Raw genomic sequence first — 23,485 nt, forward strand, 5'->3', positions numbered from 1 at the left:
CCTCGGCCACCATGAATCCACGCACCGCTTTCGCCACCTTTCCGCGCGACTTCGTCGCCGGCGTCGTCGTGTTCCTCGTCGCGCTCCCGCTCTGCCTCGGCATCGCCAACGCGTCGGGCGTCGCGCCCTTCGCGGGCCTCGTCTCCGGCATTGTCGGCGGCCTCGTCGTCGCGTTCCTGAGCGGCTCGCCGCTGTCCGTGAGCGGCCCCGCCGCCGGCCTCGTCGTGATCGTCGTCGAGGGCATCGCGCAGCTCGGCAGCTTTTCCGCGTTCCTCGTCGCCGTGCTGCTCTCGGGGGTGATCCAGTACGGCTTCGGGATGCTCAAGGCAGGCCAGCTCGCCGCCTACGTGCCGTCCCCCGTGATCAAGGGCATGCTCGCCGCGATCGGCATCCTGCTGATCGTCAAGCAGGCGCCGTTCGCGCTCGGCCTCACCGGCGGCGCGAGCGCGATGTCGATCACGCACGCCACCCTCACCGCGGCGACGCTCGCGATCGTCTCGCTCGCGCTGCTCGTCGCCTGGGAAACCCGCGCGCTGCGACGCTTCGCGCTGATCCGCGCGGTGCCCGCGCCGCTCGCCGTCGTGCTGGTCGGCATCGGCGCGACGCTCGCGCTCGGCTTCGTCGCGCCGTCCCTCGCGCCGCTCGCCGAACATCGGGTCGCGCTGCCCGAACTCGCCTCGTTCGCCGCGCTCGGCGACGCGCTGCGCGGCGCCGACCTCGGCCCGCACTACAAGCAGCTGTGGAATCCCGATGTCTGGCGCGTCGCGATCACGCTGGCCGTGGTCGCCAGTCTCGAAACCCTGCTGAGCCTGGAAGCGGTCGAACAAATCGACCCGAAGCGCCGCCCGTCGGAACCCGATCGCGAACTCAAGGCGCAGGGCATCGGCAACCTCGTCGCAGGCGTGATGGGCGGCCTGCCGATCACCTCGGTGATCGTGCGCAGCTCGGTCAACGTCAACGCCGGCGCGCAAAGCCGCATGTCCGCGATCATCCACGGCATCCTCTTGCTCGTCAGCGTGTTCGCGCTGACGGGCCTCATCAACCTGATTCCCCTCGCCAGCCTCGCGGCGATCCTGATCCACACCGGCATCAAGCTCGCGAAGCCGTCGCTGTTCGCGGCGGTCGCGAAGCAAGGGCCCGGCGCGTTCCTGCCGTTCGTCGCGACGATCGGCGGCGTGCTCGCGGTCGACCTGCTGTTCGGCATCGCGCTCGGGCTCGTGTGCAGCGTGCTCGTCGTCGCCTTGGCGAACCTGCGCAGCCCCGCCACGCTCGCCCAGCACGACGATCACTACCTGCTGACGTTCCGCAAGGACGTGTCGTTCCTCGGCAAGGTCCAGGTCAAGCACGACCTGCGGCAGATCCCCGACCACGCGGTACTGACCATCGACGCCACCCGCGCCGACTACATCGACCACGACGTGCGCGAGTTGCTCGACGCCTTCGTCGCGGCCGCGCCCGCGCGCGGCATCGTCGTCGAGTTCCGCCATGCGCCGAGTGCGCAGCGGCGCGGCGGACGCTGGCACCGCCGTCCGAGCGCGCAATAGCGGCGCGTCCAAGCAAAACGCCCCCGCGCGGCTTGCGTCGCGCGGGGGCGTTGTCATGGCGTCACGCCGGCTCGTGAGCCGGCGCGGCCGACGTCAGGAACGCTGCGGGTTCAGCTTGTCGACGTTCGCGTGCAGCTTGTTGAGCGCCGCGATATACGCCTTGGCCGACGCCGCGACGATGTCAGGATCGGTGCCGACGCCGTTGACGATCCGGCCGCTCTTCGACAGCCGCACGGTCACCTCGCCCTGCGCCTGGGTGCCGGTGGTGATCGCGTTGACCGAGTACAACAGCAGCTCGGAGCCGCTGCCGACCTCGCTCTCGATCGCGTTCAGCGTGGCGTCGACCGGCCCGTTGCCGCGTGCCTCGCCGCTCACTTCCGCGCCGTCGACCGAGAACACGACCTTCGCCTGAGGCTGCTCGCCCGTCTCGGAATGCTGCGCGAGCGACACGAACTTGTAGCGCTCCTGGGCCTGCGCGAGCGACGCCTCTTCGTTGACGATCGCGATGATGTCCTCGTCGAAGATCTCCGACTTGCGGTCCGCCAGATCCTTGAAGCGCATGAACGCCGCGTTGAGGTCCGCTTCGCTGTCGAGCGCGATGCCGAGCTCCTGCAGCCGCTGCTTGAACGCGTTGCGGCCCGACAGCTTGCCGAGCACGATCTTGTTCGCGGTCCAGCCCACGTCTTCCGCGCGCATGATCTCGTAGGTGTCGCGCGCCTTCAGCACGCCGTCCTGGTGGATGCCCGACGCATGCGCGAACGCGTTCGCGCCGACCACCGCCTTGTTCGGCTGCACGACGAAGCCCGTGATCTGCGATACGAGCTTCGAGGCCGGCACGATCTGCGTGGTGTCGATGCCGAGATCGAGGCCGAAGTAATCCTTGCGGGTCTTCACGGCCATCACGATTTCCTCGAGCGAGGTATTGCCCGCGCGCTCGCCGAGACCGTTGATCGTGCACTCGACCTGACGCGCGCCGCCGATCTTCACGCCCGCGAGCGAATTCGCCACCGCCATCCCGAGGTCGTTGTGGCAGTGCACCGAGAAGATCGCCTTGTCCGAATTCGGGATGCGCTCGCGCAGCGTCTTGACGAGGTTGCCGTACAGCTCCGGCACGCCGTAGCCGACCGTGTCGGCGATGTTGATGGTGGTGGCGCCTTCCGCGATCACGGCCTCGAGCACGCGGCACAGGAAATCCAGGTCCGAGCGGCTGCCGTCTTCCGGCGAGAATTCGATGTCGTCGGTGAACTTGCGCGCGAAGCGCACCGCGAGGCGCGCCTGCTCGAACACCTGGTCGGGCGTCATCCGCAGCTTCTTCTCCATGTGCAGCGGCGAAGTCGCGATGAAGGTGTGGATCCGGAAGCGGTTCGCGGGCTTCAGCGCATCGGCCGCGCGCTGGATGTCCTTGTCGTTGGCGCGCGCGAGCGAGCAGATCGTGCTGTCCTTGACCTGCGACGCGATCGTCTGGATCGCGTCGAAATCGCCGTTCGAGCTGGCCGCGAAGCCCGCCTCGATCACGTCGACCTTCATCCGTTCCAGGTGCTTCGCGATGCGGATCTTCTCTTCCTTCGTCATCGACGCCCCGGGCGATTGCTCGCCGTCGCGCAACGTCGTATCGAAAATGATCAGTTTGTCTGTCATGGGGACTCCAGGAGGCTTGTTGGGGATAGCACAAACGTAATGAAGTTCGCGCCACCGCTGGCGACGCTCAACAACAGACGAGGCAGACGGAGGGCGAAAACGGTCAGCGCGGCACGCGCGCTAGCGCTAGCGCGCCTAGCAGCGCACCAGCAGGAAGAAGGGACAGGCGGGAAAAGGCAGTCATGCCGAAGAATATAGCGGCATTCCGCGAAGCGCGCAATCGGCTCCACCCCGAAATCGCGCGGCCGGCGGCGCCATGAAAAACGGCGGCCGCGCGGGCCGCCGTTCAGGCAGGAAACAATCGGGGTCAGTGCTCGCGCTGCGATGAGCGCGCCGGATTGGCGCGGCCCCGCACCGCCATGTAGGCCCAGAACACGTAACCCGACAGGCCGTACAGCACGAACAGGCCGAACAGCATCAGCGGCGGGTCCGACGACACCAGCACGAACGCGACCACCACCAGCAGGATCGCCGCGAACGGCACGCGGTGCCGGACATCGAGCGCCTTGCCGCTGTAGAACGGCGCGTTCGACACCATCGTCACGCCCGCGTAGACGGTCAGCGCGAAGGCGACCCAGGGCAGCCAGCCGAGTTGGACCGGCACCCGGTTGTCGGTGGCGAGCCACACGAAGCCCGCGATCAGCGCCGCCGCGGCCGGGCTCGGCAGCCCCTGGAAGAAGCGCTTGTCGACCACGCCGAGATTCGTATTGAAGCGTGCGAGCCGCAGCGCCGCGCCCGAACAGTAGACGAACGCGGCGAGCCAGCCCCAGCGGCCGAGGTCCTTGAGCACCCACTCGTACATCACGAGCGCGGGCGCGACGCCGAACGACACCATGTCGGACAGGCTGTCGAACTGCTCGCCGAACGCGCTTTGCGTGTGCGTCATCCGCGCGACCCGCCCGTCCATCCCGTCGAGCACCATCGCGACGAAGATCGCGATCGCGGCGGTCTCGAAGCGCACGTTCATCGCCTGCACGACCGCGAAGAAACCGCAGAACAGCGCGGCGGTGGTGAACGCGTTCGGCAGCAGGTAGATCCCGCGCGTCCTCAGGAAGCGCTGGCGCGCGGCGCGCCGGCTCTCGGGCACCGCCTCCTGCGCGACCGTCTTGTTATGGCGGAACGAGCGCGGCAACGGACCGTTGCTGTTGCGCGGGCGACGCGGTTTGAATGCTGCCATCGACTCTCCTCGCCGCTTACTGTTCGAGTTCGGCGAGAATCGTCGACGACGCGTACACCTTTTCGCCGATCGACACCCGCGCCCGGCTGCCGAGCGGCAGATACACGTCGACGCGCGAACCGAATCGGATGAACCCGTAGCGCTGGCCGCGCGCGAGCGGCTCGCCGGCGCGCACGTAGCAGAGGATCCGGCGCGCGATGAGGCCCGCGATCTGCACCGACGTCACGGTATGGCCGCTGCCCGTCTGGATCACGACCGCGTTGCGCTCGTTGTCGGTCGACGCCTTGTCGAGATCGGCGTTCAGGAACGCGCCCGGGAAATACTGGACCTTGCTGATCGCGCCGTCGACCGGCGAACGCTGCGAGTGCACGTTGAACACGTTCATGAACACGCTGATCTTCAGCGCGTCACGATCGGCGTACGGATCGCGCGTCGTTTCCACCGCGACGATCCGGCCGTCGGCCGGGCACAGCACCGCGTTGGCCTGCGACGGAATCGGCCGCGCGGGATCGCGGAAGAACTGCACCACGAAGGCGAGCAGCAGCCAGAACAGCAAGGCGACGAGGCCGAACCCGAAGACAGCCTGGACCAACAGCGCAACGGCGGCGGCGATCGCGATGAACGGCCAGCCTTCGCGCGCGATGATCGGATGAGGGTAGTTCATGGAGTGGTTCTTTGAATTGCAAAGCCCGTAGGATAGCAAAAGCCGCCCGCGGCACTGCGGCCTTTGGGCGGCTTTTTGATGCCGACCCTCCGTTTCCGGGGGTCGGATGTGTTCGATCGCTTAGTTCTTCGACTGGTCGACGAGCTTGTTCTTCGCGATCCACGGCATCATCGCGCGCAGCTTCGCGCCGACCTGCTCGATCTGGTGCTCGGCGGTCAGGCGGCGGCGCGACTGCAGCGTCGGCGCGCCGGCCTTGTTCTCGAGAATGAAGCTCTTCGCGTACTCGCCCGTCTGGATGTCGTGCAGGCACTGCTTCATCGCCTTCTTCGTCTCTTCCGTGACGACGCGCGGGCCGGTCACGTACTCGCCGTACTCGGCGTTGTTCGAGATCGAGTAGTTCATGTTCGCGATGCCGCCTTCGTAGATCAGATCGACGATCAGCTTCAGTTCGTGCAGGCACTCGAAGTACGCCATTTCCGGCGCGTAGCCCGCTTCCACCAGCGTCTCGAAGCCGGCCTTGATCAGCTCGACAGCGCCGCCGCACAGCACGGCCTGTTCGCCGAACAGGTCGGTTTCGGTCTCTTCGCGGAAGTTGGTCTCGATGATGCCGGCACGGCCGCCGCCGTTCGCCGCCGCGTACGACAGCGCGATGTCGCGCGCCGCGCCCGACTTGTCCTGCGCGACCGCGATCAGGTGCGGCACGCCGCCGCCCTGCGCGTAGGTGCCGCGCACGGTGTGGCCCGGCGCCTTCGGCGCGATCATGATCACGTCCAGATCCGCGCGCGGGATCACCTGGCCGTAGTGGACGTTGAAGCCGTGCGCGAACGCGAGCGCTGCGCCCTGCTTGATGTTCGCGTGCACTTCCTTCGCGTAGACCTCGGCGATCTGCTCGTCGGGCAACAGCATCATCACGACGTCGGCGCCCTTCACCGCTTCCGCCACTTCCTTCACCGTGAGGCCCGCGTTCTCGGCCTTGCTCCACGACGCGCCACCCTTGCGCAGGCCGACCGTCACGTTCACGCCGCTGTCCTTCAGGTTCAGCGCGTGCGCATGGCCTTGCGAGCCGTAGCCGATGATCGTGATCTGCTTGCCCTTGATGAGGGAGAGGTCAGCGTCTTTGTCGTAGAAAACTTTCATGATGGTTCCTTCGCTTATTCAGTAATGGTTCAAATCAAATGGGGTGCTGCGACCGGGACACGACGGTTTGCCCGGCTTCGTACGATCCGGCGGGCGTCACACCTTCAGGATGCGCTCGCCGCGGCCGATGCCGGAGCTGCCGGTACGCACGGTCTCGAGGATCGCGCTGGCGTCCAGCCCCTGGATGAATGCGTCGAGCTTGTCGCTCGCGCCCGTCAATTCGATCGTGTAGGTCTTCTCGGTCACGTCGATGATGCGGCCGCGGAAAATGTCCGCCATCCGCTTCATCTCCTCGCGCTCCTTGCCTACTGCCCTGACCTTGATCAGCATCAGCTCCCGTTCGATGTGGGCACCGTCGGTCAGGTCCACCACTTTCACCACCTCGATCAGGCGGTTCAGATGCTTCGTGATCTGTTCGATCACGTCGTCGGAGCCAATGGAAACGATCGTGAGCCGCGACAGCGACTGGTCTTCGGTCGGCGCCACCGTCAAGGTTTCGATGTTGTAGCCTCGCGCGGAAAACAGGCCGACGACGCGCGACAGCGCGCCCGGTTCGTTTTCCAGCAGCACGGAAATGATGTGTCTCATGTTCGCTTGTTCCCGGTTCATTCTCGACTCGCCAGATTCGCCCGCGCCCCGGCGGCCCGCCCTTCGTGAAGGCGGGCGCGGCGGCGCGGCGCGCCGTTACAGGTCTTCCGACCCGAGCAGCATCTCGGTGATGCCCTTGCCGGCCTGAACCATCGGCCAGACGTTCTCGGTCGGATCGGTCTGGAAATCGAGGAACACGGTGCGATCCTTCAGACGCAACGCTTCCCGCAGCGCCGGCTCGACGTCCGCGCTTTTCTCGATCCGCATCCCGACGTGGCCGAAGGCCTCGGCGAGCTTCACGAAATCCGGCAGCGCATCCATGTACGAATGCGAATAGCGCTTGCTGTATTCGATCTGCTGCCACTGGCGCACCATGCCCAGGTAGCGGTTGTTCAGCGAAATGATCTTCACGGGCGTGTCGTACTGCTTGCAGGTCGACAGCTCCTGGATGCACATCTGGATCGAGCCTTCGCCGGTGATGCACAGCACGTCGTCGTCCGGGTGCGCCATCTTGACGCCCATCGCCGCCGGCAGGCCGAAGCCCATCGTGCCGAGGCCGCCCGAGTTGATCCAGCGGCGCGGCTGGTTGAAGCGGTAGAACTGCGCCGCCCACATCTGGTGCTGGCCGACGTCGGAGCACACGAAGGCGTTGCCGCCCGTCAGCTCCCACGCCTTCTCGACCACGTACTGCGGCTTGATGATCTCGCTCTCGCGGTCGAACTTCAGGCAGTCCTTCGCGCGCCAGCCCTCGATGTCCTTCCACCATTGCGCGAGCGCCTCGGTGTCCGGGCCGTGGTCGGCCGTCTGCAGCTGCTCGATCAGTTCCTTCAGCACTTCCTTCACGTCGCCGACGATCGGGATGTCGACCTTCACGCGCTTGCTGATCGACGACGGATCGATGTCGATGTGGACGATCTTGCGCGGCCGCGACGCGAAGTGCGCCGGATCGCCGATCACGCGGTCGTCGAAGCGCGCGCCGATCGCGATCAGCACGTCGCAGTGCTGCATCGCCATGTTGGCTTCGTAGGTGCCGTGCATGCCGAGCATGCCGAGGAACTTGCGGTCCGACGCGCGATAGCCGCCCAGGCCCATCAGCGTGTTGGTGACCGGGTAGCCGAGCAGGTCGACGAACTGGTTCAGCTCGCGCGACGCATCGGCGAGGATGATCCCGCCGCCCGTGTAGATGTACGGCCGCTTGGCCGACAGCAGCAGCGACACGGCCTTGCGGATCTGACCCGAATGGCCCTTCGTGACCGGGTTGTACGAACGCAGCGCGACGCTCTTGACCGGCGTGTATTCGCACGGGGTCTTCGAGATGTCCTTCGGGATGTCGATCAGCACCGGGCCGGGACGGCCGGTACGGGCGATATAGAACGCTTTCTTGACGGTTTCGGCCAGGTCGCGCACGTCCTTCACGAGGAAGTTGTGCTTCACGCACGGGCGCGTGATGCCGACCGTGTCGCATTCCTGGAATGCATCCTGACCGATCGCGGCGGTCGGCACCTGGCCACTGATCACGACGAGCGGGATCGAGTCCATGTAGGCGGTGGCGATGCCGGTGACCGCGTTGGTGACGCCGGGGCCGGAAGTGACGAGACAGACGCCGACCTGGCCGGTGGAGCGCGCATAGGCATCCGCCGCGTGCACGGCCGCCTGTTCGTGGCGCACCAGCACGTGCTGGATCTTGTCCTGCTTGTACAGCTCGTCGTAGATATAGAGAACCGAGCCGCCGGGATATCCCCAGACGAATTCGACCTGTTCGTCGGCCAGTGCCTTCATCAGCACGGTGGCGCCAATCGAGCCGGTTTGCGTAGGGGAAAGGGGTTCCGACGTGGAGAATTCCGCGCTGGGCATGTTCATCTTGAACCTTTCAAATTTTCGGCAAAAAATTGATCGGGTGCTCTCTGCTGGGCTTGTGGCTCAGGTTCAAGCGGCGCGTCCAGTTGAATGGCGGGCTTCTTGGGCCTGCCTCAAATGTGACCATCACTTATGTTGCGAACTGGCAACGATAGCGGCTCGCACGCGGCTGGTCAAGCACAAAATCCCGCACTGCATCAAGGGCCCGGAACCCTTGCCGGACGGGCCGTGGGGCCGGACCCGGGCCCGCCGCGCGCTGATCGGGATGCCCTCCGGCCCAAAATTTGTTAGCATCCGCCAGTTTTACTGAATTTTTCGACCTATTCGCCGCGGACGCGAGAGCGCAGACCTTTCACGGAATGGCATCAGACAAGGAACTCGCCGACTTCCTCGCGGGCGTCGAAAGGCGCGCGTTCAAGCAGGCTGCTTACGCCGTGCGCGACGACGACGCATCGCTCGATATCGTGCAGGACGCGATGATCAAGCTCGCGGAAAAATACGGCGACCGGCCGGCCGGTGAATTGCCGCTCCTTTTTCAGCGGATCCTCCAGAACGCGATCCACGACTATTTCCGCCGCCAGAAGGTGCGCAATACGTGGGTCAGCCTGTTCTCGTCGCTGAACAACACCGACGACGACGAATTCGACCCGCTCGAAACCCTCGAGGCGCAGGACGGCGGCGCCGGCGTCGAAAGCAGCGAAACCCGCCTCGAACGGGAGCAGGTGCTCGCGCTGATCGACGGCGAGATCCAGAAGCTTCCGGCGCGTCAACGGGAAGCGTTCCTGATGCGTTATTGGGAAGATATGGATGTCGCCGAGACAGCCGCCGCCATGGGGTGCTCCGAGGGCAGCGTCAAGACGCATTGCTCCCGAGCCACTCATGCGCTGGCGCAAGCGCTCAAGGCCAAAGGAATCACGCTATGAGCTCCGCTCCCGCTACGAAAGAACTCGAATTCGCCCTGAAGGTGCGCCGCGCGCTCGACGAGCAGGCTGCCGCGCTGCCCGCGTCGACCGCCGAGCGCCTCGCGCGAGCGCGCCGCGCCGCGCTCGCGCGCAGGAAGCCCGAGGCGGCGCTGGTGCTGGTGCCCGCGTTCGCGGGCGGCGCCAGCACGCTCGGCCTGCCGTTCGGCGAAGCGCCGCGCCCGGCCTCGCTCGGGCGCCGGCTGCTGCGCGCCTGGCCGCTCGCGCTCCTGCTCGCCGGCCTGGTCGGGATCGCCTACTGGGAAGATCAGCAGCGCACGGCGGAGCTTGCGGACATCGACGCGGCCATGTTGAGCGACAACCTGCCCCTCGACGCGTATCTCGACCACGGGTTCAACGCGTACCTGTCTCACAGCCACTAACCGCTACACGAGGACCGCACGGGTGAGTCAGAAACGGGGACTGGCCGTCTTTTTCGGATCGGTGATCGCGCTCGTCATCGCGTACGCCGCCACCTACCCGCGCTTCCACCCGCAACCGGCAGCCGTCGCCGTGGCGAGCGCGCCGGCGCTGGCCTCGGCCGCGATCGCGCTGACCACCGAGTTTCCCGCGCTGCCGTCGCAAAGCCCGCTGTCGTGGGCGCGGCTTTCGCCCGCGCAGCGCGTCGCGCTCGCGCCCTTCGAGAACCAATGGGACGCGTTCAGCGACGCCCGCAAGCGCAAGTGGCTCAAGATCGCCGCGCGTTTCTCGAAGCTCTCGCCCGACGCGCAAAAGCGCCTGCACGAACGCATGAGCGAATGGGTGACGATGACCCCCGAGGAGCGCCGCGTCGCGCGCGAGAACTACCAGGCCTCGAAGGACCTGCCCGCGCAAGCGCGCGAGAAGGCCTGGAAGGCCTATCAGCAGTTGCCCGAGGAACAGAAGGAAAAGCTCGCGCTGGTCGAGCGCCGCCGCCGCCCCACGGTCGTCAGCGCGCCGCCGACCGGCAAGAGCGATCGCGACATCAACCGCCTCGTCAACGCGCACGATCGCCCGGCGAGCGCCCCGGGCGCCGCGGCGCCGACCGTCGCGAGCGCGCCGGCGAGCGCGCCCGTGCCCGCCTCGGCCACGCCCGGCGCCGTCGTGGTGCCCGCGACGCCGATCCCGGTGTCGCCGTCCGAGGCGCCCTCGATCTTCAACGGCTCGTAAGCGGACGTGACGCCCGCCGTCGTCGCCGCCCCCACGCCCTGCGCGCCGCCCAGCGTGCGGCGCCGGCTTGCCGCGCTGCTCTACGAATGCGTGCTGCTGTTCGGCGTGGTGTTCTTCGCGGGCCTCGCGTTCTCGCTCGCGTTGCAGCAGCGCAACGGCCTCGTCCATCACAACCTGCTCGCCGCCTGGATCGCGCTCGTGGTCGGCGCGTATTTCGTGTGGTTCTGGACCCACGGCGGCCAGACCCTGCCCATGAAAACCTGGCGCCTGCGGCTCGTCGCCGCCGACGGCGCGCCGCTCTCGGTCGCCCGAGCGCTGGCCCGCTACGCGCTCGGCTGGCTGTGGTTCCTGCCGCCCCTCGCGCTGCATCCGCTCGCCGGCTTCAGCGTGCCCGCCACGCTGGGCTTCACGGCCGCCTGGATCGCGCTGTGGGTGCTCGCCGCCCGCCTGCACCCGACCCGCCAGTTCCTCCACGACCGGCTGGCCGGCACCCGCGTCGTCCCCGCGCCGCGCTAGCCTCCGTCCAATCCCTTCGCACCGCTAAGCGCCCTCCCCGCGCACGCCCGCCGCACGGGCCCGAGCGCCGTATTCCGTCGTAATAAGAACGTCTTGTGACTGTCATGGCACAGTCATCGCCGCATGGCGCAATGCCATCATGTCAACCGGCGCGAGTCATGCATGGGCCAGAAAACGTCCACGACCTCTTTCTTCCGTCACCCTGTCGGCCCCAGCGCCTTTCTGTCCGGTTCGGCCGTGCATGACGCCCTGGCGTCCGGCTCGCCGCCCGACGCCGCCGCCACACCGCACGACGAGCACGACCAGGCGACCCACCGCTATCGCACGATCTGGCTGTCGGACATCCATCTCGGCTCGAGCGGCTGCCAGGCCGGCTACCTGCTCGACTTCCTGCGCCACAACGAGTCGGAATACCTGTACCTGGTCGGCGACATCATCGACGGCTGGCAGCTGAAGAAAGGCTGGTACTGGCCGCAGGCGCACAACGACGTGGTGCAGAAGATCCTGCGCAAGGCGCGCAAGGGCACCCAGGTCGTCTACATCCCCGGCAACCACGACGAGGCCGCGCGCCAGTTCTGCGACCTCGCCTTCGGCGACATCCAGGTGCGCGGCGAGTCGTTCCACACGACGCTCGGCGGCAAACGTTTGTGGATCGTGCACGGCGACCTGTTCGACGGCGTGATCCAGCACGCGAAATGGCTCGCCTACCTCGGCGACACGCTGTACACGCTGATTCTCGTGCTGAACCGCTGGTTCAACCGGATCCGCAGCCGCCTCGGCTTCCAGTACTGGTCGCTGTCGCAGTACCTGAAGCACCAGGTGAAGAACGCGGTGAACTTCATCTCCTCGTTCGAGCGGGTGATGACCGACGAGGCGCGCCGGCGCGGCTGCGACGGCGTCGTCTGCGGCCACATCCACAAGGCGGAGATCCGCGACATCGACGGCGTGCTGTACTGCAACGACGGCGACTGGGTCGAAAGCCTCTCGGCGCTGGTCGAGACCATGGAAGGCGAACTGAAGATCGTCTACTGGACCGTCGTGCACGCCCCGCCCGTCGCGCTGCCGCGCAAGACGAAAGCCACTGCCTGACCCTTTGGAGGAGCGCCGCGATGAAAATCATGATCGTCACCGATGCGTGGGAACCGCAAGTCAACGGCGTTGTGCGCACGCTCAAGAGCACCGCGCGCGAGCTGACCGAACTCGGCCATCGCGTCGAACTGTTGACGCCGCTCGAGTTCCGCACGATTCCCTGCCCGACCTATCCGGAGATCCGCCTGTCGCTGCTGCCGTACCGGCGGCTGCGCGCGCGGATCGACGAATTCGCGCCCGACGCGCTGCACATCGCGACGGAAGGGCCGCTCGGCCTCGCCGCGCGGCGCTACGCGCGCGGCCGCAAGCTGCCGTTCACGACCGCCTATCACACACGCTTCCCCGAATACGTGCAGGCGCGCTTCGGCGTCCCGCTCTCCGCCACCTACCGCTTCCTGCGCTGGTTCCACGGCGGCTCGCGCGCGGTGATGGCACCCACCCCGGTGGTGCGCGACGACCTCGAGCACTACGGTTTCCGCAACGTCGTGCTATGGACCCGCGGCGTCGACCTCGAGATCTTCCGGCCGATGGAGTCGAAGGTCCTGAACACCGCGCGGCCGATCTTCCTGTATGTCGGGCGGGTCGCGATCGAGAAGAACGTCGAGGCCTTCCTGAAGCTCGACCTGCCCGGCTCGAAGTGGGTCGCGGGCGAGGGGCCCGCGCTCGCCGAGCTGAAATCGCGCTATCCTGAAGCCAATTACCTCGGCGTGCTGACCCAGGCGGAGCTTGCCAAGGTATACGCCGCCGCCGACGTGTTCGTGTTCCCGAGCCGCACCGATACCTTCGGGCTCGTGCTGCTCGAGGCGCTCGCCTGCGGAACGCCCGCCGCCGCCTATCCGGTGACGGGCCCCGTCGACGTGCTGGCCGACGGGGGCGCGGGCGCGATGCACGAGGACCTGCGCGAGGCCTGCCTCGAAGCGCTCAAGATCGACCGCGGCGCGGCGCGCGCGTGGGCCGAGCGCTACTCGTGGCGCGCCGCGTCCGAGCAGTTCGCCTCGCACCTGAAACCGTTGCCGCGATCCGCCCAGCCGCAACCTGAAGGCGCTGCCGTTTGAAACCTGCGATGCGCGCGAAAGCGCCCTCCTCCCCGAGACTGCGCGAGCCGGCCGGCGCCGCGCAGGCCGCGCGCGACGCGGACGACGCCCACGAACCGCTCGGTCCCGACGATCCGCTCGCGCCGCTGCCGCCCAATCCGTACAAGGGCAACCGCGGCCTGACGCGCGCCTGGTACGCGCTCAAGCATTCGGTCAACGGCTTTCGCGTCGCGATCCGCGAGGAAAGCGCGTTCCGCCAGGAGCTGACGCTCGCGGCGATCCTGCTGCCGATCGGCGCCTTCGCGCCCGTCACGCCGGTCGAGCACGCGCTCCTGATCGGCTCGGTGCTGCTCGTGCTGATCGTCGAGCTGCTCAATTCGAGCGTCGAGGCCGCGATCGACCGCATCTCGCTCGAACGCCACGAGCTGTCCAAGCGCGCGAAGGACTTCGGCAGCGCGGCGGTGACGGTCGCGCTGTGCGCCTGCCTGACCACCTGGGGCTTCATCCTCGGCCCGCCCGTCTGGCACTGGTTCGCGCGCTGAGCCCGCCGCGCGGGGCACCGCCCGGGTATGCCCCCATCACGAAATACCCCGGTGCTGCAAAAGCCCGGTTTATAATCGTCTGATAGTCTCAAAAAACAGCAACCCGAGCCGGACGAATCACGCAGCATCGATTGCAGCGCCCGCCAGTCCGGCAAACCCAGGGCCGGACGACATGGAAGCGAAACCTCCCCGCCGCACGCGCGAACGGATTCTTGAGTTGTCGTTGAAACTCTTCAATGAGATCGGCGAGCCGAACGTCACGACCACGACGATCGCCGAGGAAATGGAAATCAGTCCAGGCAACCTGTACTACCATTTCCGCAACAAAGACGACATCATCAACAGCATCTTCGCGCAATTCGAACAACAGATCGAACGGCGCCTGCGTTTTCCCGAGGATCATCGGCCGACGATCGACGAGACCTGGTCGTACCTGCAGTACATGGCCGATTTCATGTGGACCTACCGGTTCCTGTATCGCGACCTGAACGACCTGCTCGCGCGCAACCGCACCCTCGAAACGCACTTCAAGCAGATCATCAGCCACAAGGTGCGCTTCGCGCGCGAGATGTGCGAACTGCTCGTGTCCGACGACGAACTCGTCGCGACGCCGGCCGAGATCGAGGTGATCGCCACCAACATGGCGGTGATCTCGACCTACTGGCTGTCCTATCAGTACGTGATGCATCCGCGCAAATACAACGACCAGGACGCGATCCGCGAGGAACTGCACCAGGTCAGCATGCACGTGATCTCGGTGATGGCGCCGTACCTGCGCGGCCGCTCGCGGCAGATCTTCGACGACCTGGTGTCGGGCAAGCTGCCCAAGCGCGAATTCACCGACTACCTGCCGCCGCGCGACGGTTCGCCGCGCAGCGCCCCGAAGGATTCGAAGCAATGAAGTCTGTGTGCATCTATTGCGGCTCGTCGCCCGGCAGCCGCCCGGTTTACGCGGACGCCGCGCGCGCGCTCGGGCGCGCGCTGGCCGAGGCCGACCTCACGCTGGTCTACGGCGGCGGTCGCGTGGGCCTGATGGGCGTGGTCGCTGACGCGGTGCTCGCCGCCGGCGGGCGCGCGATCGGCGTGATCCCCAAGCTCCTCGTCGACAAGGAAGTCGGCCACACCGGCCTCACCGAGCTGCACGTGGTGCCCGACATGCACCATCGCAAGAAGATGATGGCCGACCTGTCCGATGCGTTCGTCGCCATGCCCGGCGGCGCGGGCACCCTCGAGGAGTTCTTCGAGGTCTACACGTGGGCGCAGCTCGGCTATCACCGCAAGCCGGTCGCGCTGTACAACATCGAGGGCTTCTACGATCCGCTGGTCGCGCTGCTGCGCCACACGGTCGACGAAGGCTTCATGCAGCCGACCTATTTCGACACGCTGTGCATCGACACCGCGCCCGCCCCGCTGATCGCGCAGCTGCGCCACTACCAGCCGCCGGCGCGCGACAAGTGGGAAGCCGCGCCGCCGCAACCCGCCTGACCCCGCGCACCATCGCGCAGCCTCTCCCGGGAACCCGCACATGACGCCAGCCCTCCGCAAGGTCGTCCTCATCACCGGCGCGAGCCGCGGCATCGGCCGCGCCGCCGCGCTGCTCGCGGGCGGACGCGGCTGGGCGGTCGGCGTCAACTACGCGTGCGACGAAGCCGCCGCCCGCGACACCGCCGACGCGGTGCGCGCGGCAGGCGGCGACGCCTGCCTCGTGCGCGGCGACGTCGCCGTCGAAGCCGATGTGATCGCGATGTTCGACGCGGTCGAGGCCGCGTTCGGCCGCCTCGACGCGCTCGTCAACAACGCCGGCATCGTCGCCCCGTCGCTGCCGCTCGCCGAGATGTCGGCCGAGCGCCTCGCGCGGATGTTCGACGTCAACGTGCTGGGCGCCTACCTGTGCGCGCGGGAAGCCGCGCGCCGCCTGTCGACCGACCGCGGCGGCCCCGGCGGCGCGATCGTCAACGTCTCGTCGATCGCCGCGCGGCTCGGCTCGCCGAACGAATATGTCGACTATGCGGGCTCGAAGGGCGCGGTGGACACGCTCACGCTCGGCCTCGCCAAGGAACTCGGCCCGCGCGGCGTGCGCGTGAACGCGGTGCGGCCGGGCCTGATCGATACCGAGATCCATGCGAGCGGCGGCCAGCCGGGCCGCGCCGAACGGCTCGGCGCGCAGACCCCGCTCGGCCGGGCCGGCACCGCGCGGGAGGTCGCCGAGGCCATCGTGTGGCTGCTCGACGACGCGGCCTCCTACGTGACAGGCACGCTCGTCGACGTCGGCGGCGGCCGCTGAGGGGCGGCGGCGCCCCCTGCCTGACAAGCGCCTGACGTTGCCGCGCAGCAACAAAACTACACAATCCTCACCAATCTCCACGATTTCGCAACGTTTCCTGTAAACAACGGTAATAGTTCCGTGGTCTACTAGCGACCATCGCGGCGTCGCCGCCGCGCGCTGTCATCGCCTTCCTCCGCGGCACCGCACGCCGGCAGGCCCATGCAGCCCGCCCGTCCTACACCAGAGATCCTTCCAGATGCAGGGAACCACAGCTCCCGGCCGGCGGCGCACGTCCGTGCCCGCGCAGGCCGATCCTGTCCGCTCGTCCGACGACGCCGCCACGCCGGCGCCGGCCAGCTTCGCCGCCGGCGCCCCCGCGACGGGCGCCGCGCCGCGCGCGATCTCGTGGTCAGGGCTGCGCGCCTGGCTGATCGTCGCCGCGCTGCTGTGCGCCTACCTGCTGCCGGGCGTGCTCGGTCACGATCCGTGGAAGCAGGACGAGACTTATACGTTCGGCATCATCCAGCACATGCTCGAAAGCGGCGATCTCGTGGTCCCGACCAACGCCGGCCAGCCGTTCCTCGAGAAGCCGCCGCTCTACGACTGGGTGGCCGCCGGTCTCGCCTGGCTGTTCGGCCGCTATCTGGCGCTGCACGACGCGGCGCGCCTCGCGAGCGCGCTGTTCGCCGGGCTCGCGTTCGCCTTCACCGCGCGCGCGGCGCGCGTCGCGACCGGCGCGCGCAGCTGGCACGCGCTCGACGTGATCGGTCCCGCCGCGTTGTGCGCGGGCACCCTTGTCGTGGTCAAGCACACGCACGACATGATGACCGACGTCGCCCTGATGGCCGGCGCGGCGATCGGCTTCTGCGGCCTGCTCGAACTGGTGCTCCAGCGCGTGCGCGACGCGCGCGCCGACGCGCTCGGCGAGCCGCGCCGCCCGGCCGGCCGCTTCGCCGCGCTGCTGTTCGGCGCGGGCGTCGGCATCGCGCTGATGTCGAAAGGCCTGTTCGTGCCGCTCGTGTTCGCGGCCACCGTCTGCGCGGTGCTCGTGCTCTACCCCGCCTGCCGCAGTCGCGCGTTCTTCAAGTCGCTCGGCATCGCCGCGCTCGCGTGCGCGCCGTTTGCGCTGATCTGGCCGACCGCCCTGTTCCTGCGCTCGGAATCGCTGTTCCTCGTGTGGTTCTGGGAAAACAACGTCGGCCGTTTCTTCGGCTTCTCCGTGCCGATGCTCGGCGCCGAGAACGACAAGCCGTTGTTCATCTGGCGCGCGATGCTGACGGTCGGCTTCCCGGTCGGCCCGCTCGCCGTCGTCGCGCTCGCGCGCGGCGCGTGGCGCGACTGGCATGCGCCGCGCATCGCGCTGCCGATGGTGTTCGCCGCGGTCGGGATGGTCGTGCTGCATATGGCCGCGACGTCCCGCCAGCTCTACATCCTGCCGTTCATCGCCCCGCTGTCGCTGGTCGCCGCGCAAGCGATCCCGCGCCTCCCGCAACGCCTGCACACCGGCTGGGACTACCTGAGCCGCGCGCTGTTCGGCGCCACCGCGGTGCTCGCCTGGCTGATCTGGTCGCTGATGGCCGATCCGAGCGCGTCGCACGCGAGCCTGAGCTGGCTCGGCCGCTGGCTGCCGCTCGACTGGACGATGCCGATCGAACCCACGCTGGTGATCGCCGCGCTCGCGCTGACGATCGGCTGGCTGTGGCTGCTGCCGTCGCTGCGCCTCGCCGGCAAGTGGCGCGGCGCGCTGTCGTGGGCCGCGGGCGTGCTGCTCGCGTGGGGGCTCGTCTACACGCTGCTGCTGCCGTGGCTCGACGTCGCGAAGAGCTACCGCTCGGTGTACGACGACCTGAACCGCCATCTCGCGATCGAATGGAATGACGGCGACTGCATGGCGAGCCTCGGCCTCGGCGAATCGGAAGCGCCGATGCTGTACTACTTCTCCGGGATTCTCCATGCGCCGCTCGGCCAGCCCGATGCACGCGCGTGCACCTGGCTGATCGTGCAGGGCCTGCGCGCGCAGGCCCCGACCCTCGATCCGGAATGGAAGCCGTTCTGGTCGGGCGCGCGCCCCGGCGACAACGAGGAGCTGCTGCGCGTCTACGTACGCACGCCCGCCGCGTCGCACTGACCCGGCTGCACGCCCCGCCCGGCCGCCCTCACCTGCTGTCGGGCTTTTTTACGTCCGCGTCGTCAGAACGACGAACCGGGTTCGCGCAGGAAGGCCTGCTCGGCGTCGCTCGACGGCCGGCCGAGGATCGCGTTGCGATGCGGGAAACGGCCGAAGCGCGCGATCACGTCCGCGTGCTTGAGCGCGAAGTCGTGGTAGCCCGCGCACCCCGCCTCGTGGCGGATCTGCTCGCACAGGCGCACCGCCTCGCGTTGGCTGGCGGCCGTCTCGTCATGCTCGAACGGCAGGTAGGCGAATGCGCGCTGATGCGGATTCGGCAGGAGGCGGTCGTGACCGCGCTCGACCAGCGCGCGCGCCCGGGCGAGCGCGGCGGCGTCGGCGGCGAACGCGCGCGGCGTACCGCGATGGATGTTGCGCGAGAACTGATCGAGCAGCACGATCAGCGCCAGCGCACCGAGCGGCGTATCGCTCCAGGCATCGCACGCGCCCTCGCGGGCCGCATCGAGCAACGCGCCGAAGCGCTCGCGCAGCGTCGCGTCGAGCGCGGGGCCGCCGTCGAACCAGATCTTGCGTGCAGCGCCGAAGGCCGCCTCGTGCGGCGCGCCGAACCAGAAGTCGAGCACCTCGCGGGCGCGTGGATCGAGCGCCGCATGATCGCTGCGCCAGTCGTAGTCGTTGCGCTCCATCATTCGACCAGCTCCAGGACGAGACGACGCGTGCGCGCACTCTTCTTCTCGAGCTTCGCGACGCGCAGCGTGCCGACCTCGCCCGTATCGCGCACGTGCGTGCCGCCGCACGGCTGCAGGTCGACTGACTCGATTCTCAGCAGGCGCACCCGGCCGAGACCCTGCGGCGGTTTCACGCTCATCGTGCGCACCAGCTCGGGCCGGGCCGCCATGTCCTCGTCGGTGATCCACTCGATCGACACCGGGTGCCGGCCGCGCACCAGCGCATCGAGGCGCGCCTCGACGTGCGCGCGCTCGATCGGCTCGACCGTCGCGAAATCGATCCGCACATAGTCCGCCGTCACGCTGCAGCCGTCGACCGGGTACGGCAGCACGGCGCAGGCCAGATGCCCCGCCGTATGCAGGCGCATGTGCCGGTGCCGGCGCACCCAATCGATCTCGGCCACCACGCGTTCGCCCGGGCTCAAGCCCGCGAGCAGCGCGTCCTGGTCCGGCGCGGGCACGTGCAGCGCATCGTCGGGCGTCGCGCCCTCGAAGCGCGCCTTGCGGGTGTCCGCGATCACGATCACCGTGCCGTCGGCGCGCGTCAGCGTGCCGCTGTCGCCCGCCTGGCCGCCGCCGAGCGGATAGAACACCGTCTGGTCGAGCCGGATGCCGGTCTCGTCGACCGCCGTCACCGTCGCCTCGCAGCGCAGCAGGTAGGCGTCTTCGCGGAACAATGCGCGCGTCGTCATGGTCGTGCCTCGTCGATCGTGGGGAGAAAGGTCCAGCCTAGCGCGCGCGCCGCGCCGGCGACAGGCTCGGCCTGCGCGCCGCGCGGCGGCGGCGTGCCGGTGAATCAACCGGGCCGGTTGCGCATCCAGTCAGCCGTCTCGTAAAAGGAATGCATGAGCCGCACCCGCAGCGGCTCGTCGAGCCCGCCGTCCTCCATCGCCCAGGCCATGCAGCGCAGCCATTGATCGCGCTCCGACGAAGCGATCGGGAACGGCAGGTGACGCGCCCGCAGGCGCGGGTGCCCGAAGCGGCTGATGTAGTGGTCGGGACCGCCGAGCCAGCCGCACAGGAACCAGAACAGCTTGTCGCGCGAGCCGTCGAGCGACGGCGGATGCAGCGCGCGGATCCCGGCGAACTCGGGTTCGAGGTCCATGAGGTCGTAGAAGTGGTCGACCAGCTCGCGCACGCGCGCCTCGCCGCCCACGAGTTCGAACGCCGTCGGTTGCGACGGCGCGTCTTCGGTTACATCGGTCATACGAAATTCGTCCTGCCCTGCAAAAAAACGTCAACGATACCGCAATGCTCACGCATCGCGCAGCGATTGCAGCGCCGGCCGCGCCAGCACGCGACGCAGGCCGAGCCAGCCGGCGAGCCCCGCGCAGGCCACGCCGGCCGCGATGCCGGCCGGCACCAGCCACGGATTGAACACGAGCTGGAAATCGAACACGCGCGTCGCCAGCACGCTGCCGATCGCGATGGCGCCCGCGGCCGCCATCGCGCCCGCGAGCACGCCCACCACGATGAACTCGGCGCGCTGCACCGCGCCCACCTGCGCACGCGAGGCGCCGAGCGCGCGCAGCAGCGCGGCCTCGCGCATCCGCTCGTCGCGGGTCCCGGCCAGCGCCGCATACAGCACCAGCACGCCGGCCGCGAGCGTGAAGCCGAACAGGAACTGCACCGCGCCGATCACCTGCAGCAGCACGCGCTGCAGCTGCGCGAGAATCGGCGCGATGTCGATCGCGGTGATGTTCGGGTATTGCACGATCAGGCTGTCGAGCGCGCGCTGTCGGCCCGGCGGCAGGTGGAAGCTCGTGATGTAGGTCGCCGGGAAATCGCGCAGCGCGGCGGGCGGCATCAGCACGAAGAAGTTGACCTTGAACGAGCCCCAGTCGAGCTTTCGCACGCTCGTGACCGGCGCTTCCACCGTGAGCCCCGTGACGTCGAAGCGCAGACGGTCGCCAGGCTGCACCCCGAGCGTTTTCGCGAGGCCCGCCTCGATCGAGATCTGCGGCGTATCCGTCGCCCCGTACCACGCGCCGGCGGTGATCCGGTTGTCGTCGGGCAGGCGCGTCGTGTAGGACAGGTTGAATTCGCGGTCGACCAGGCGGCGCGCGTCGTCGCGCTTGTAGTCGTCGGGATTCACCGGCTTGCCGTTCACCGCGACCAGGCGGCCGCGCACCATCGGCTCGAGCGCGACCGCCGCCACGCCGTGCGCGCCCAGATAGGCCGCGACCGCATCGTGCTGGTCGGGCTGGATGTCGATCAGGAACTGGTTCGGCGCGTCGGGCGGCGTCGATTGGCGCCAGCCCGCCACGAGATCGTTGCGGGTGACCGAGATCAGCAGCAGGCACATCAGGCCGAGCGCGAGCGCGGTGATCTGCAGCGCGCTCGCCGCCCCGCGCCGATGCAGCGACGCAAGCGCATAGCGCCAGCCGAACCCGGCCGCGACCCGGCCGCCCCGCACGGCGCGCGCGCCGGCCAGCAGCGCGAGCCGGGCCAGCAGCGCGAACAGGACGAGCCCGCCCGCGAAGCCGCCCGCGACGATCAGCCCAAGCTTCAGATTGCCCGCGGCCAGGATCAGCAGCCCCGCGAACAGCGCGACGCCGAAACCGTAGCCAAGCCATGCGATGCGCGCCGCGTCGCCCCACTCGCGGCGCAGCACGCGCACCGGCGGCACGCGCGTGAGCGGCACCAGCGGCGGCAGCGCGAAACCCAGCAGCAGCACGAGCCCCGCCGCGATGCCGACCGCCGCGGGCCAAACCGTCGGCGCCGGCAGGGCCACCTCGATCAGGCTGCCGAGCGCGCCCAGCAGCACCCGATGCCCCGCATAGCCGAGCGCCGCGCCAAGTAGGCCGCCCACGAGCCCCAGCAGCGTGAACTCGATCGCGAACAGCGCGCCCAGCGTGCGGCGGCTCGCGCCGAGGCAGCGCATCGCCGCGCAGCCGTCGAGATGCCGCCGCATGTAGCGCTGGGCGGCCATCGCGATCGCCACCGCCGCGAGCAAGGCGGTCAGCAGCGCGACGAGCGTCAGGAAATGACGGGCGCGATCGAGCGTCTGGCGCACCTGCGGCTGCCCTTCCCGCAGCGATTCGAGCGCGACGCCGCGCAGCCGGCCGCCGTCGACGCGCGCATGCGCGTAGCGCTCGAAGCGGCCGATCGCCGCCTCGCCGCCGGCGACGAGCAACCGATAGGTCACCCGACTGCCGTAGGCGATCAACCCGGTGGACGCGAGTTCGTCGTCGCGCAGCATCACGCGCGGAGAGAAGTTGACGAAGGAAAAGCCGCGATCGAGCTCGCGGGCGATCGCCGCGCTCACCACGAACGTGCGGCTGCCGACCCGCAGCGGATCGCCGACCCGCAGATGCAGCGCATCGAGCAGCGCCGGATCGGCCCACACGGTGCCGGGCGCGGGGATCGCCGCGGCCGGGCGCGCGGGCCGGTTGGCGCCGTCCTCCAGCTCGACCGCGCCCCGCAGCGGATAGCCCGTCGACACGGCCTTCACGGCCGCGAGCCGTGAGGCGCCGTCGGCGCCCGGCGTGCCGACCATGCTCGGAAACACCGCGGTGGTCGCGGTGCGCAGGCCGAGCGCGCGCGCCTGTTCGGTGAAGGATGGATCGAGCGGGCGGTCGCCGCGCACGATGAAATCGGCGCCGATCATCTGGCGCGCGTCGCGCTCGAGCCCCTGGCGCAGCCGGTCGGCCAGGAAACCGACGCTGGTCAGCGCGGCCACCGCGAGCACCAGCGCGACGATCAGCAGGGTCAGCTCGCCCGCGCGCCAATCGCGCCGCGTCATGCGCACGGCCTGCCGCAGCAGGTCGCCCCAACCAAAGCGGCGGCCGCGGCCGGCCGCCGTCCCTTCAACGTGCCGCGTCAATCGCGCTTGCTCCCGAATGAATTGAGGCGCGACACCATCTGGTTCGCCATGCCCCGGAACCCGCCCGACACGCCGCGCCACAGACGCGGCAGCGCCCACACCGAGAACGCGACGAAACCGATCATCAGCACGATGAACAGCAGCGGAACGAAGAAGGCGAGCGCGAGCCCGCCGAACACGAGCCCGTCCTCGGTCGTCGAGGCGATCCAGTTCGAGATCGGCTCGGGGGACAGATTGATCAGCGCGCGCGTGCCGGCCTTCGCGATATGCGCGGAACCGGCCAGCGTCCCACCCGCGAGGCCCGCGACCGCGAGCACGGCCGGATCGGCATGGCCGAGCGACGCGGCGGCGAGCACCGCGCCGGCGGGAATCCGGATGAAGGTGTGGATCGCATCCCACAAGGAATCGAACGCGGGGATCTTGTCGGCCAGGAATTCGGCGACCGCGAGCACCGCGGCGGCGCCGATCACCCACGGCGAGGTGAGCACGGCCAGCGTGTCGGGCAGGTGGACGAGCCCGAGCCGGGCCAGCACGCCGGCGATCAGCACCGTCAGATAGAGGCGCAGACCGCTCGCCCACGCGAGCCCCGCGCCGAGCGAAATGGCTTCAACCATGTGCCGCCTCCTTGCGCGTCACGCGCGTT

General features: G+C 68.7%; 23 protein-coding genes. 12 read left to right on the top strand and 11 right to left on the bottom strand.

The features are described 5' to 3' along the window. The first annotated feature begins 11 nt into the window (after positions 1-11). A complete protein-coding gene (locus AC1RQF_RS23160) occupies positions 12-1,544 on the top strand; it encodes a SulP family inorganic anion transporter (RefSeq protein WP_274004158.1) in 1,533 nt (510 codons plus the stop codon). Between the two features lie 93 nt (positions 1,545-1,637). On the opposite strand, the gene AC1RQF_RS23165 is transcribed toward AC1RQF_RS23160, so the two are convergent. The 6 genes from AC1RQF_RS23165 to AC1RQF_RS23190 form a co-directional block, all read right to left on the bottom strand. Then, entirely contained in the window at positions 1,638-3,182 is a 1,545-nt protein-coding gene (locus AC1RQF_RS23165; protein ID WP_274004159.1) for a 2-isopropylmalate synthase, read from the bottom strand. Between the two features lie 307 nt (positions 3,183-3,489). Beyond that, positions 3,490-4,359, bottom strand: a complete 870-nt coding sequence (gene pssA / locus AC1RQF_RS23170; protein ID WP_274004162.1) for a CDP-diacylglycerol--serine O-phosphatidyltransferase — start codon at positions 4,357-4,359, stop codon at positions 3,490-3,492. Positions 4,360-4,375: 16 nt separating this feature from the next. Further along, complete coding sequence (locus AC1RQF_RS23175) at positions 4,376-5,023, bottom strand: phosphatidylserine decarboxylase (RefSeq protein WP_274004164.1); 648 nt, start codon at positions 5,021-5,023, stop codon at positions 4,376-4,378. Between the two features lie 120 nt (positions 5,024-5,143). Beyond that, on the bottom strand, positions 5,144-6,160 hold the full coding sequence (gene ilvC / locus AC1RQF_RS23180) for a ketol-acid reductoisomerase (protein WP_492873052.1): 1,017 nt from the start codon (positions 6,158-6,160) through the stop codon (positions 5,144-5,146). Positions 6,161-6,256: 96 nt separating this feature from the next. Next, entirely contained in the window at positions 6,257-6,748 is a 492-nt protein-coding gene (ilvN, locus tag AC1RQF_RS23185) for an acetolactate synthase small subunit (RefSeq protein WP_160926171.1), read from the bottom strand. A gap of 96 nt (positions 6,749-6,844) precedes the next feature. Beyond that, positions 6,845-8,608, bottom strand: a complete 1,764-nt coding sequence (locus AC1RQF_RS23190) for an acetolactate synthase 3 catalytic subunit (protein ID WP_274004169.1) — start codon at positions 8,606-8,608, stop codon at positions 6,845-6,847. 356 nt (positions 8,609-8,964) lie between these two features. Here AC1RQF_RS23190 and AC1RQF_RS23195 point away from each other — a divergent pair, with 356 nt between their 5' ends. The 11 genes from AC1RQF_RS23195 (at position 8,965) to AC1RQF_RS23245 (ending at position 18,288) form a co-directional block, all read left to right on the top strand. Then, positions 8,965-9,528 carry an RNA polymerase sigma factor gene (locus AC1RQF_RS23195; RefSeq protein WP_274004339.1) on the top strand — a complete coding sequence of 188 codons (564 nt, stop codon included), beginning with the start codon at positions 8,965-8,967 and terminating at the stop codon, positions 9,526-9,528. Next, a complete protein-coding gene (locus tag AC1RQF_RS23200; protein ID WP_274004170.1) occupies positions 9,525-9,947 on the top strand; it encodes a DUF3619 family protein in 423 nt (140 codons plus the stop codon). The genes AC1RQF_RS23195 and AC1RQF_RS23200 overlap by 4 nt, the downstream gene beginning before the upstream one ends. Positions 9,948-9,969: 22 nt before the next feature. After that, positions 9,970-10,713 (top strand): DUF3106 domain-containing protein, encoded by a 744-nt coding sequence (locus tag AC1RQF_RS23205; protein WP_274004172.1) that lies wholly within the window; start codon positions 9,970-9,972, stop codon positions 10,711-10,713. Positions 10,714-10,719: 6 nt separating this feature from the next. Beyond that, positions 10,720-11,229, top strand: a complete 510-nt coding sequence (locus AC1RQF_RS23210) for an RDD family protein (protein WP_492873053.1) — start codon at positions 10,720-10,722, stop codon at positions 11,227-11,229. Positions 11,230-11,391: 162 nt separating this feature from the next. Then, the gene (locus AC1RQF_RS23215; protein WP_274004175.1) at positions 11,392-12,318 is read left to right on the top strand and encodes a UDP-2,3-diacylglucosamine diphosphatase; all 927 of its coding nucleotides are present in this window, start codon (positions 11,392-11,394) and stop codon (positions 12,316-12,318) included. Between the two features lie 20 nt (positions 12,319-12,338). Beyond that, a complete protein-coding gene (locus tag AC1RQF_RS23220; RefSeq protein WP_274004177.1) occupies positions 12,339-13,373 on the top strand; it encodes a glycosyltransferase family 4 protein in 1,035 nt (344 codons plus the stop codon). A gap of 8 nt (positions 13,374-13,381) precedes the next feature. Beyond that, on the top strand, positions 13,382-13,894 hold the full coding sequence (locus AC1RQF_RS23225; protein ID WP_492873060.1) for a diacylglycerol kinase: 513 nt from the start codon (positions 13,382-13,384) through the stop codon (positions 13,892-13,894). Between the two features lie 172 nt (positions 13,895-14,066). Continuing rightward, entirely contained in the window at positions 14,067-14,795 is a 729-nt protein-coding gene (locus AC1RQF_RS23230; protein ID WP_274004180.1) for a TetR/AcrR family transcriptional regulator, read from the top strand. Further along, positions 14,792-15,379 (top strand): LOG family protein, encoded by a 588-nt coding sequence (locus AC1RQF_RS23235; RefSeq protein ID WP_274004181.1) that lies wholly within the window; start codon positions 14,792-14,794, stop codon positions 15,377-15,379. The genes AC1RQF_RS23230 and AC1RQF_RS23235 overlap by 4 nt, the downstream gene beginning before the upstream one ends. 40 nt (positions 15,380-15,419) lie before the next feature. Next, the gene (locus AC1RQF_RS23240) at positions 15,420-16,178 is read left to right on the top strand and encodes an SDR family oxidoreductase (RefSeq protein WP_492873054.1); all 759 of its coding nucleotides are present in this window, start codon (positions 15,420-15,422) and stop codon (positions 16,176-16,178) included. Positions 16,179-16,416: 238 nt separating this feature from the next. Beyond that, entirely contained in the window at positions 16,417-18,288 is a 1,872-nt protein-coding gene (locus tag AC1RQF_RS23245; protein WP_274004183.1) for an ArnT family glycosyltransferase, read from the top strand. Positions 18,289-18,350: 62 nt separating this feature from the next. Here AC1RQF_RS23245 and AC1RQF_RS23250 read toward each other — a convergent pair whose 3' ends face one another. The 5 genes from AC1RQF_RS23250 to AC1RQF_RS23270 all read right to left on the bottom strand — a co-directional run bounded on the left by AC1RQF_RS23250 (position 18,351) and on the right by AC1RQF_RS23270 (position 23,456). Further along, on the bottom strand, positions 18,351-18,977 hold the full coding sequence (locus tag AC1RQF_RS23250; RefSeq protein ID WP_274004184.1) for a DUF924 family protein: 627 nt from the start codon (positions 18,975-18,977) through the stop codon (positions 18,351-18,353). Beyond that, positions 18,974-19,708, bottom strand: a complete 735-nt coding sequence (locus tag AC1RQF_RS23255; RefSeq protein WP_492873055.1) for an alanyl-tRNA editing protein — start codon at positions 19,706-19,708, stop codon at positions 18,974-18,976. Before AC1RQF_RS23255 ends, AC1RQF_RS23250 begins: the two co-directional genes overlap by 4 nt. Positions 19,709-19,812: 104 nt before the next feature. Further along, positions 19,813-20,223 carry a group II truncated hemoglobin gene (locus tag AC1RQF_RS23260; protein ID WP_274004187.1) on the bottom strand — a complete coding sequence of 137 codons (411 nt, stop codon included), beginning with the start codon at positions 20,221-20,223 and terminating at the stop codon, positions 19,813-19,815. A 48-nt stretch (positions 20,224-20,271) separates the two neighbouring features. After that, positions 20,272-22,842: an ABC transporter permease gene (locus AC1RQF_RS23265; protein WP_274004189.1), complete on the bottom strand. Its 2,571-nt coding sequence runs from the start codon at positions 22,840-22,842 to the stop codon at positions 20,272-20,274. Then, positions 22,839-23,456 carry a DUF4126 domain-containing protein gene (locus AC1RQF_RS23270; protein WP_252983452.1) on the bottom strand — a complete coding sequence of 206 codons (618 nt, stop codon included), beginning with the start codon at positions 23,454-23,456 and terminating at the stop codon, positions 22,839-22,841. The genes AC1RQF_RS23265 and AC1RQF_RS23270 overlap by 4 nt, the downstream gene beginning before the upstream one ends. Positions 23,457-23,485: the final 29 nt, after the last annotated feature.

It is taken from the genome of Burkholderia sp. GW821-FHT14F03 (assembly GCF_058803765.1).

Excerpts from the sequence above, each read along its gene's own strand:
- AC1RQF_RS23160 (WP_274004158.1), top strand. The coding sequence starts at position 12 with ATGAATCCACGCACCGCTTTCGCCACCTTTCCGCGCGACTTCGTCGCC.
- AC1RQF_RS23165 (WP_274004159.1), bottom strand. The coding sequence starts at position 3,182 with ATGACAGACAAACTGATCATTTTCGATACGACGTTGCGCGACGGCGAG.
- pssA (WP_274004162.1), bottom strand. The coding sequence starts at position 4,359 with ATGGCAGCATTCAAACCGCGTCGCCCGCGCAACAGCAACGGTCCGTTG.
- AC1RQF_RS23175 (WP_274004164.1), bottom strand. The coding sequence starts at position 5,023 with ATGAACTACCCTCATCCGATCATCGCGCGCGAAGGCTGGCCGTTCATC.
- ilvC (WP_492873052.1), bottom strand. The coding sequence starts at position 6,160 with ATGAAAGTTTTCTACGACAAAGACGCTGACCTCTCCCTCATCAAGGGC.
- ilvN (WP_160926171.1), bottom strand. The coding sequence starts at position 6,748 with ATGAGACACATCATTTCCGTGCTGCTGGAAAACGAACCGGGCGCGCTG.
- AC1RQF_RS23190 (WP_274004169.1), bottom strand. The coding sequence starts at position 8,608 with ATGAACATGCCCAGCGCGGAATTCTCCACGTCGGAACCCCTTTCCCCT.
- AC1RQF_RS23195 (WP_274004339.1), top strand. The coding sequence starts at position 8,965 with ATGGCATCAGACAAGGAACTCGCCGACTTCCTCGCGGGCGTCGAAAGG.
- AC1RQF_RS23200 (WP_274004170.1), top strand. The coding sequence starts at position 9,525 with ATGAGCTCCGCTCCCGCTACGAAAGAACTCGAATTCGCCCTGAAGGTG.
- AC1RQF_RS23215 (WP_274004175.1), top strand. The coding sequence starts at position 11,392 with ATGGGCCAGAAAACGTCCACGACCTCTTTCTTCCGTCACCCTGTCGGC.
- AC1RQF_RS23220 (WP_274004177.1), top strand. The coding sequence starts at position 12,339 with ATGAAAATCATGATCGTCACCGATGCGTGGGAACCGCAAGTCAACGGC.
- AC1RQF_RS23225 (WP_492873060.1), top strand. The coding sequence starts at position 13,382 with ATGCGCGCGAAAGCGCCCTCCTCCCCGAGACTGCGCGAGCCGGCCGGC.
- AC1RQF_RS23230 (WP_274004180.1), top strand. The coding sequence starts at position 14,067 with ATGGAAGCGAAACCTCCCCGCCGCACGCGCGAACGGATTCTTGAGTTG.
- AC1RQF_RS23235 (WP_274004181.1), top strand. The coding sequence starts at position 14,792 with ATGAAGTCTGTGTGCATCTATTGCGGCTCGTCGCCCGGCAGCCGCCCG.
- AC1RQF_RS23240 (WP_492873054.1), top strand. The coding sequence starts at position 15,420 with ATGACGCCAGCCCTCCGCAAGGTCGTCCTCATCACCGGCGCGAGCCGC.
- AC1RQF_RS23245 (WP_274004183.1), top strand. The coding sequence starts at position 16,417 with ATGCAGGGAACCACAGCTCCCGGCCGGCGGCGCACGTCCGTGCCCGCG.
- AC1RQF_RS23250 (WP_274004184.1), bottom strand. The coding sequence starts at position 18,977 with ATGATGGAGCGCAACGACTACGACTGGCGCAGCGATCATGCGGCGCTC.
- AC1RQF_RS23255 (WP_492873055.1), bottom strand. The coding sequence starts at position 19,708 with ATGACGACGCGCGCATTGTTCCGCGAAGACGCCTACCTGCTGCGCTGC.
- AC1RQF_RS23260 (WP_274004187.1), bottom strand. The coding sequence starts at position 20,223 with ATGACCGATGTAACCGAAGACGCGCCGTCGCAACCGACGGCGTTCGAA.
- AC1RQF_RS23270 (WP_252983452.1), bottom strand. The coding sequence starts at position 23,456 with ATGGTTGAAGCCATTTCGCTCGGCGCGGGGCTCGCGTGGGCGAGCGGT.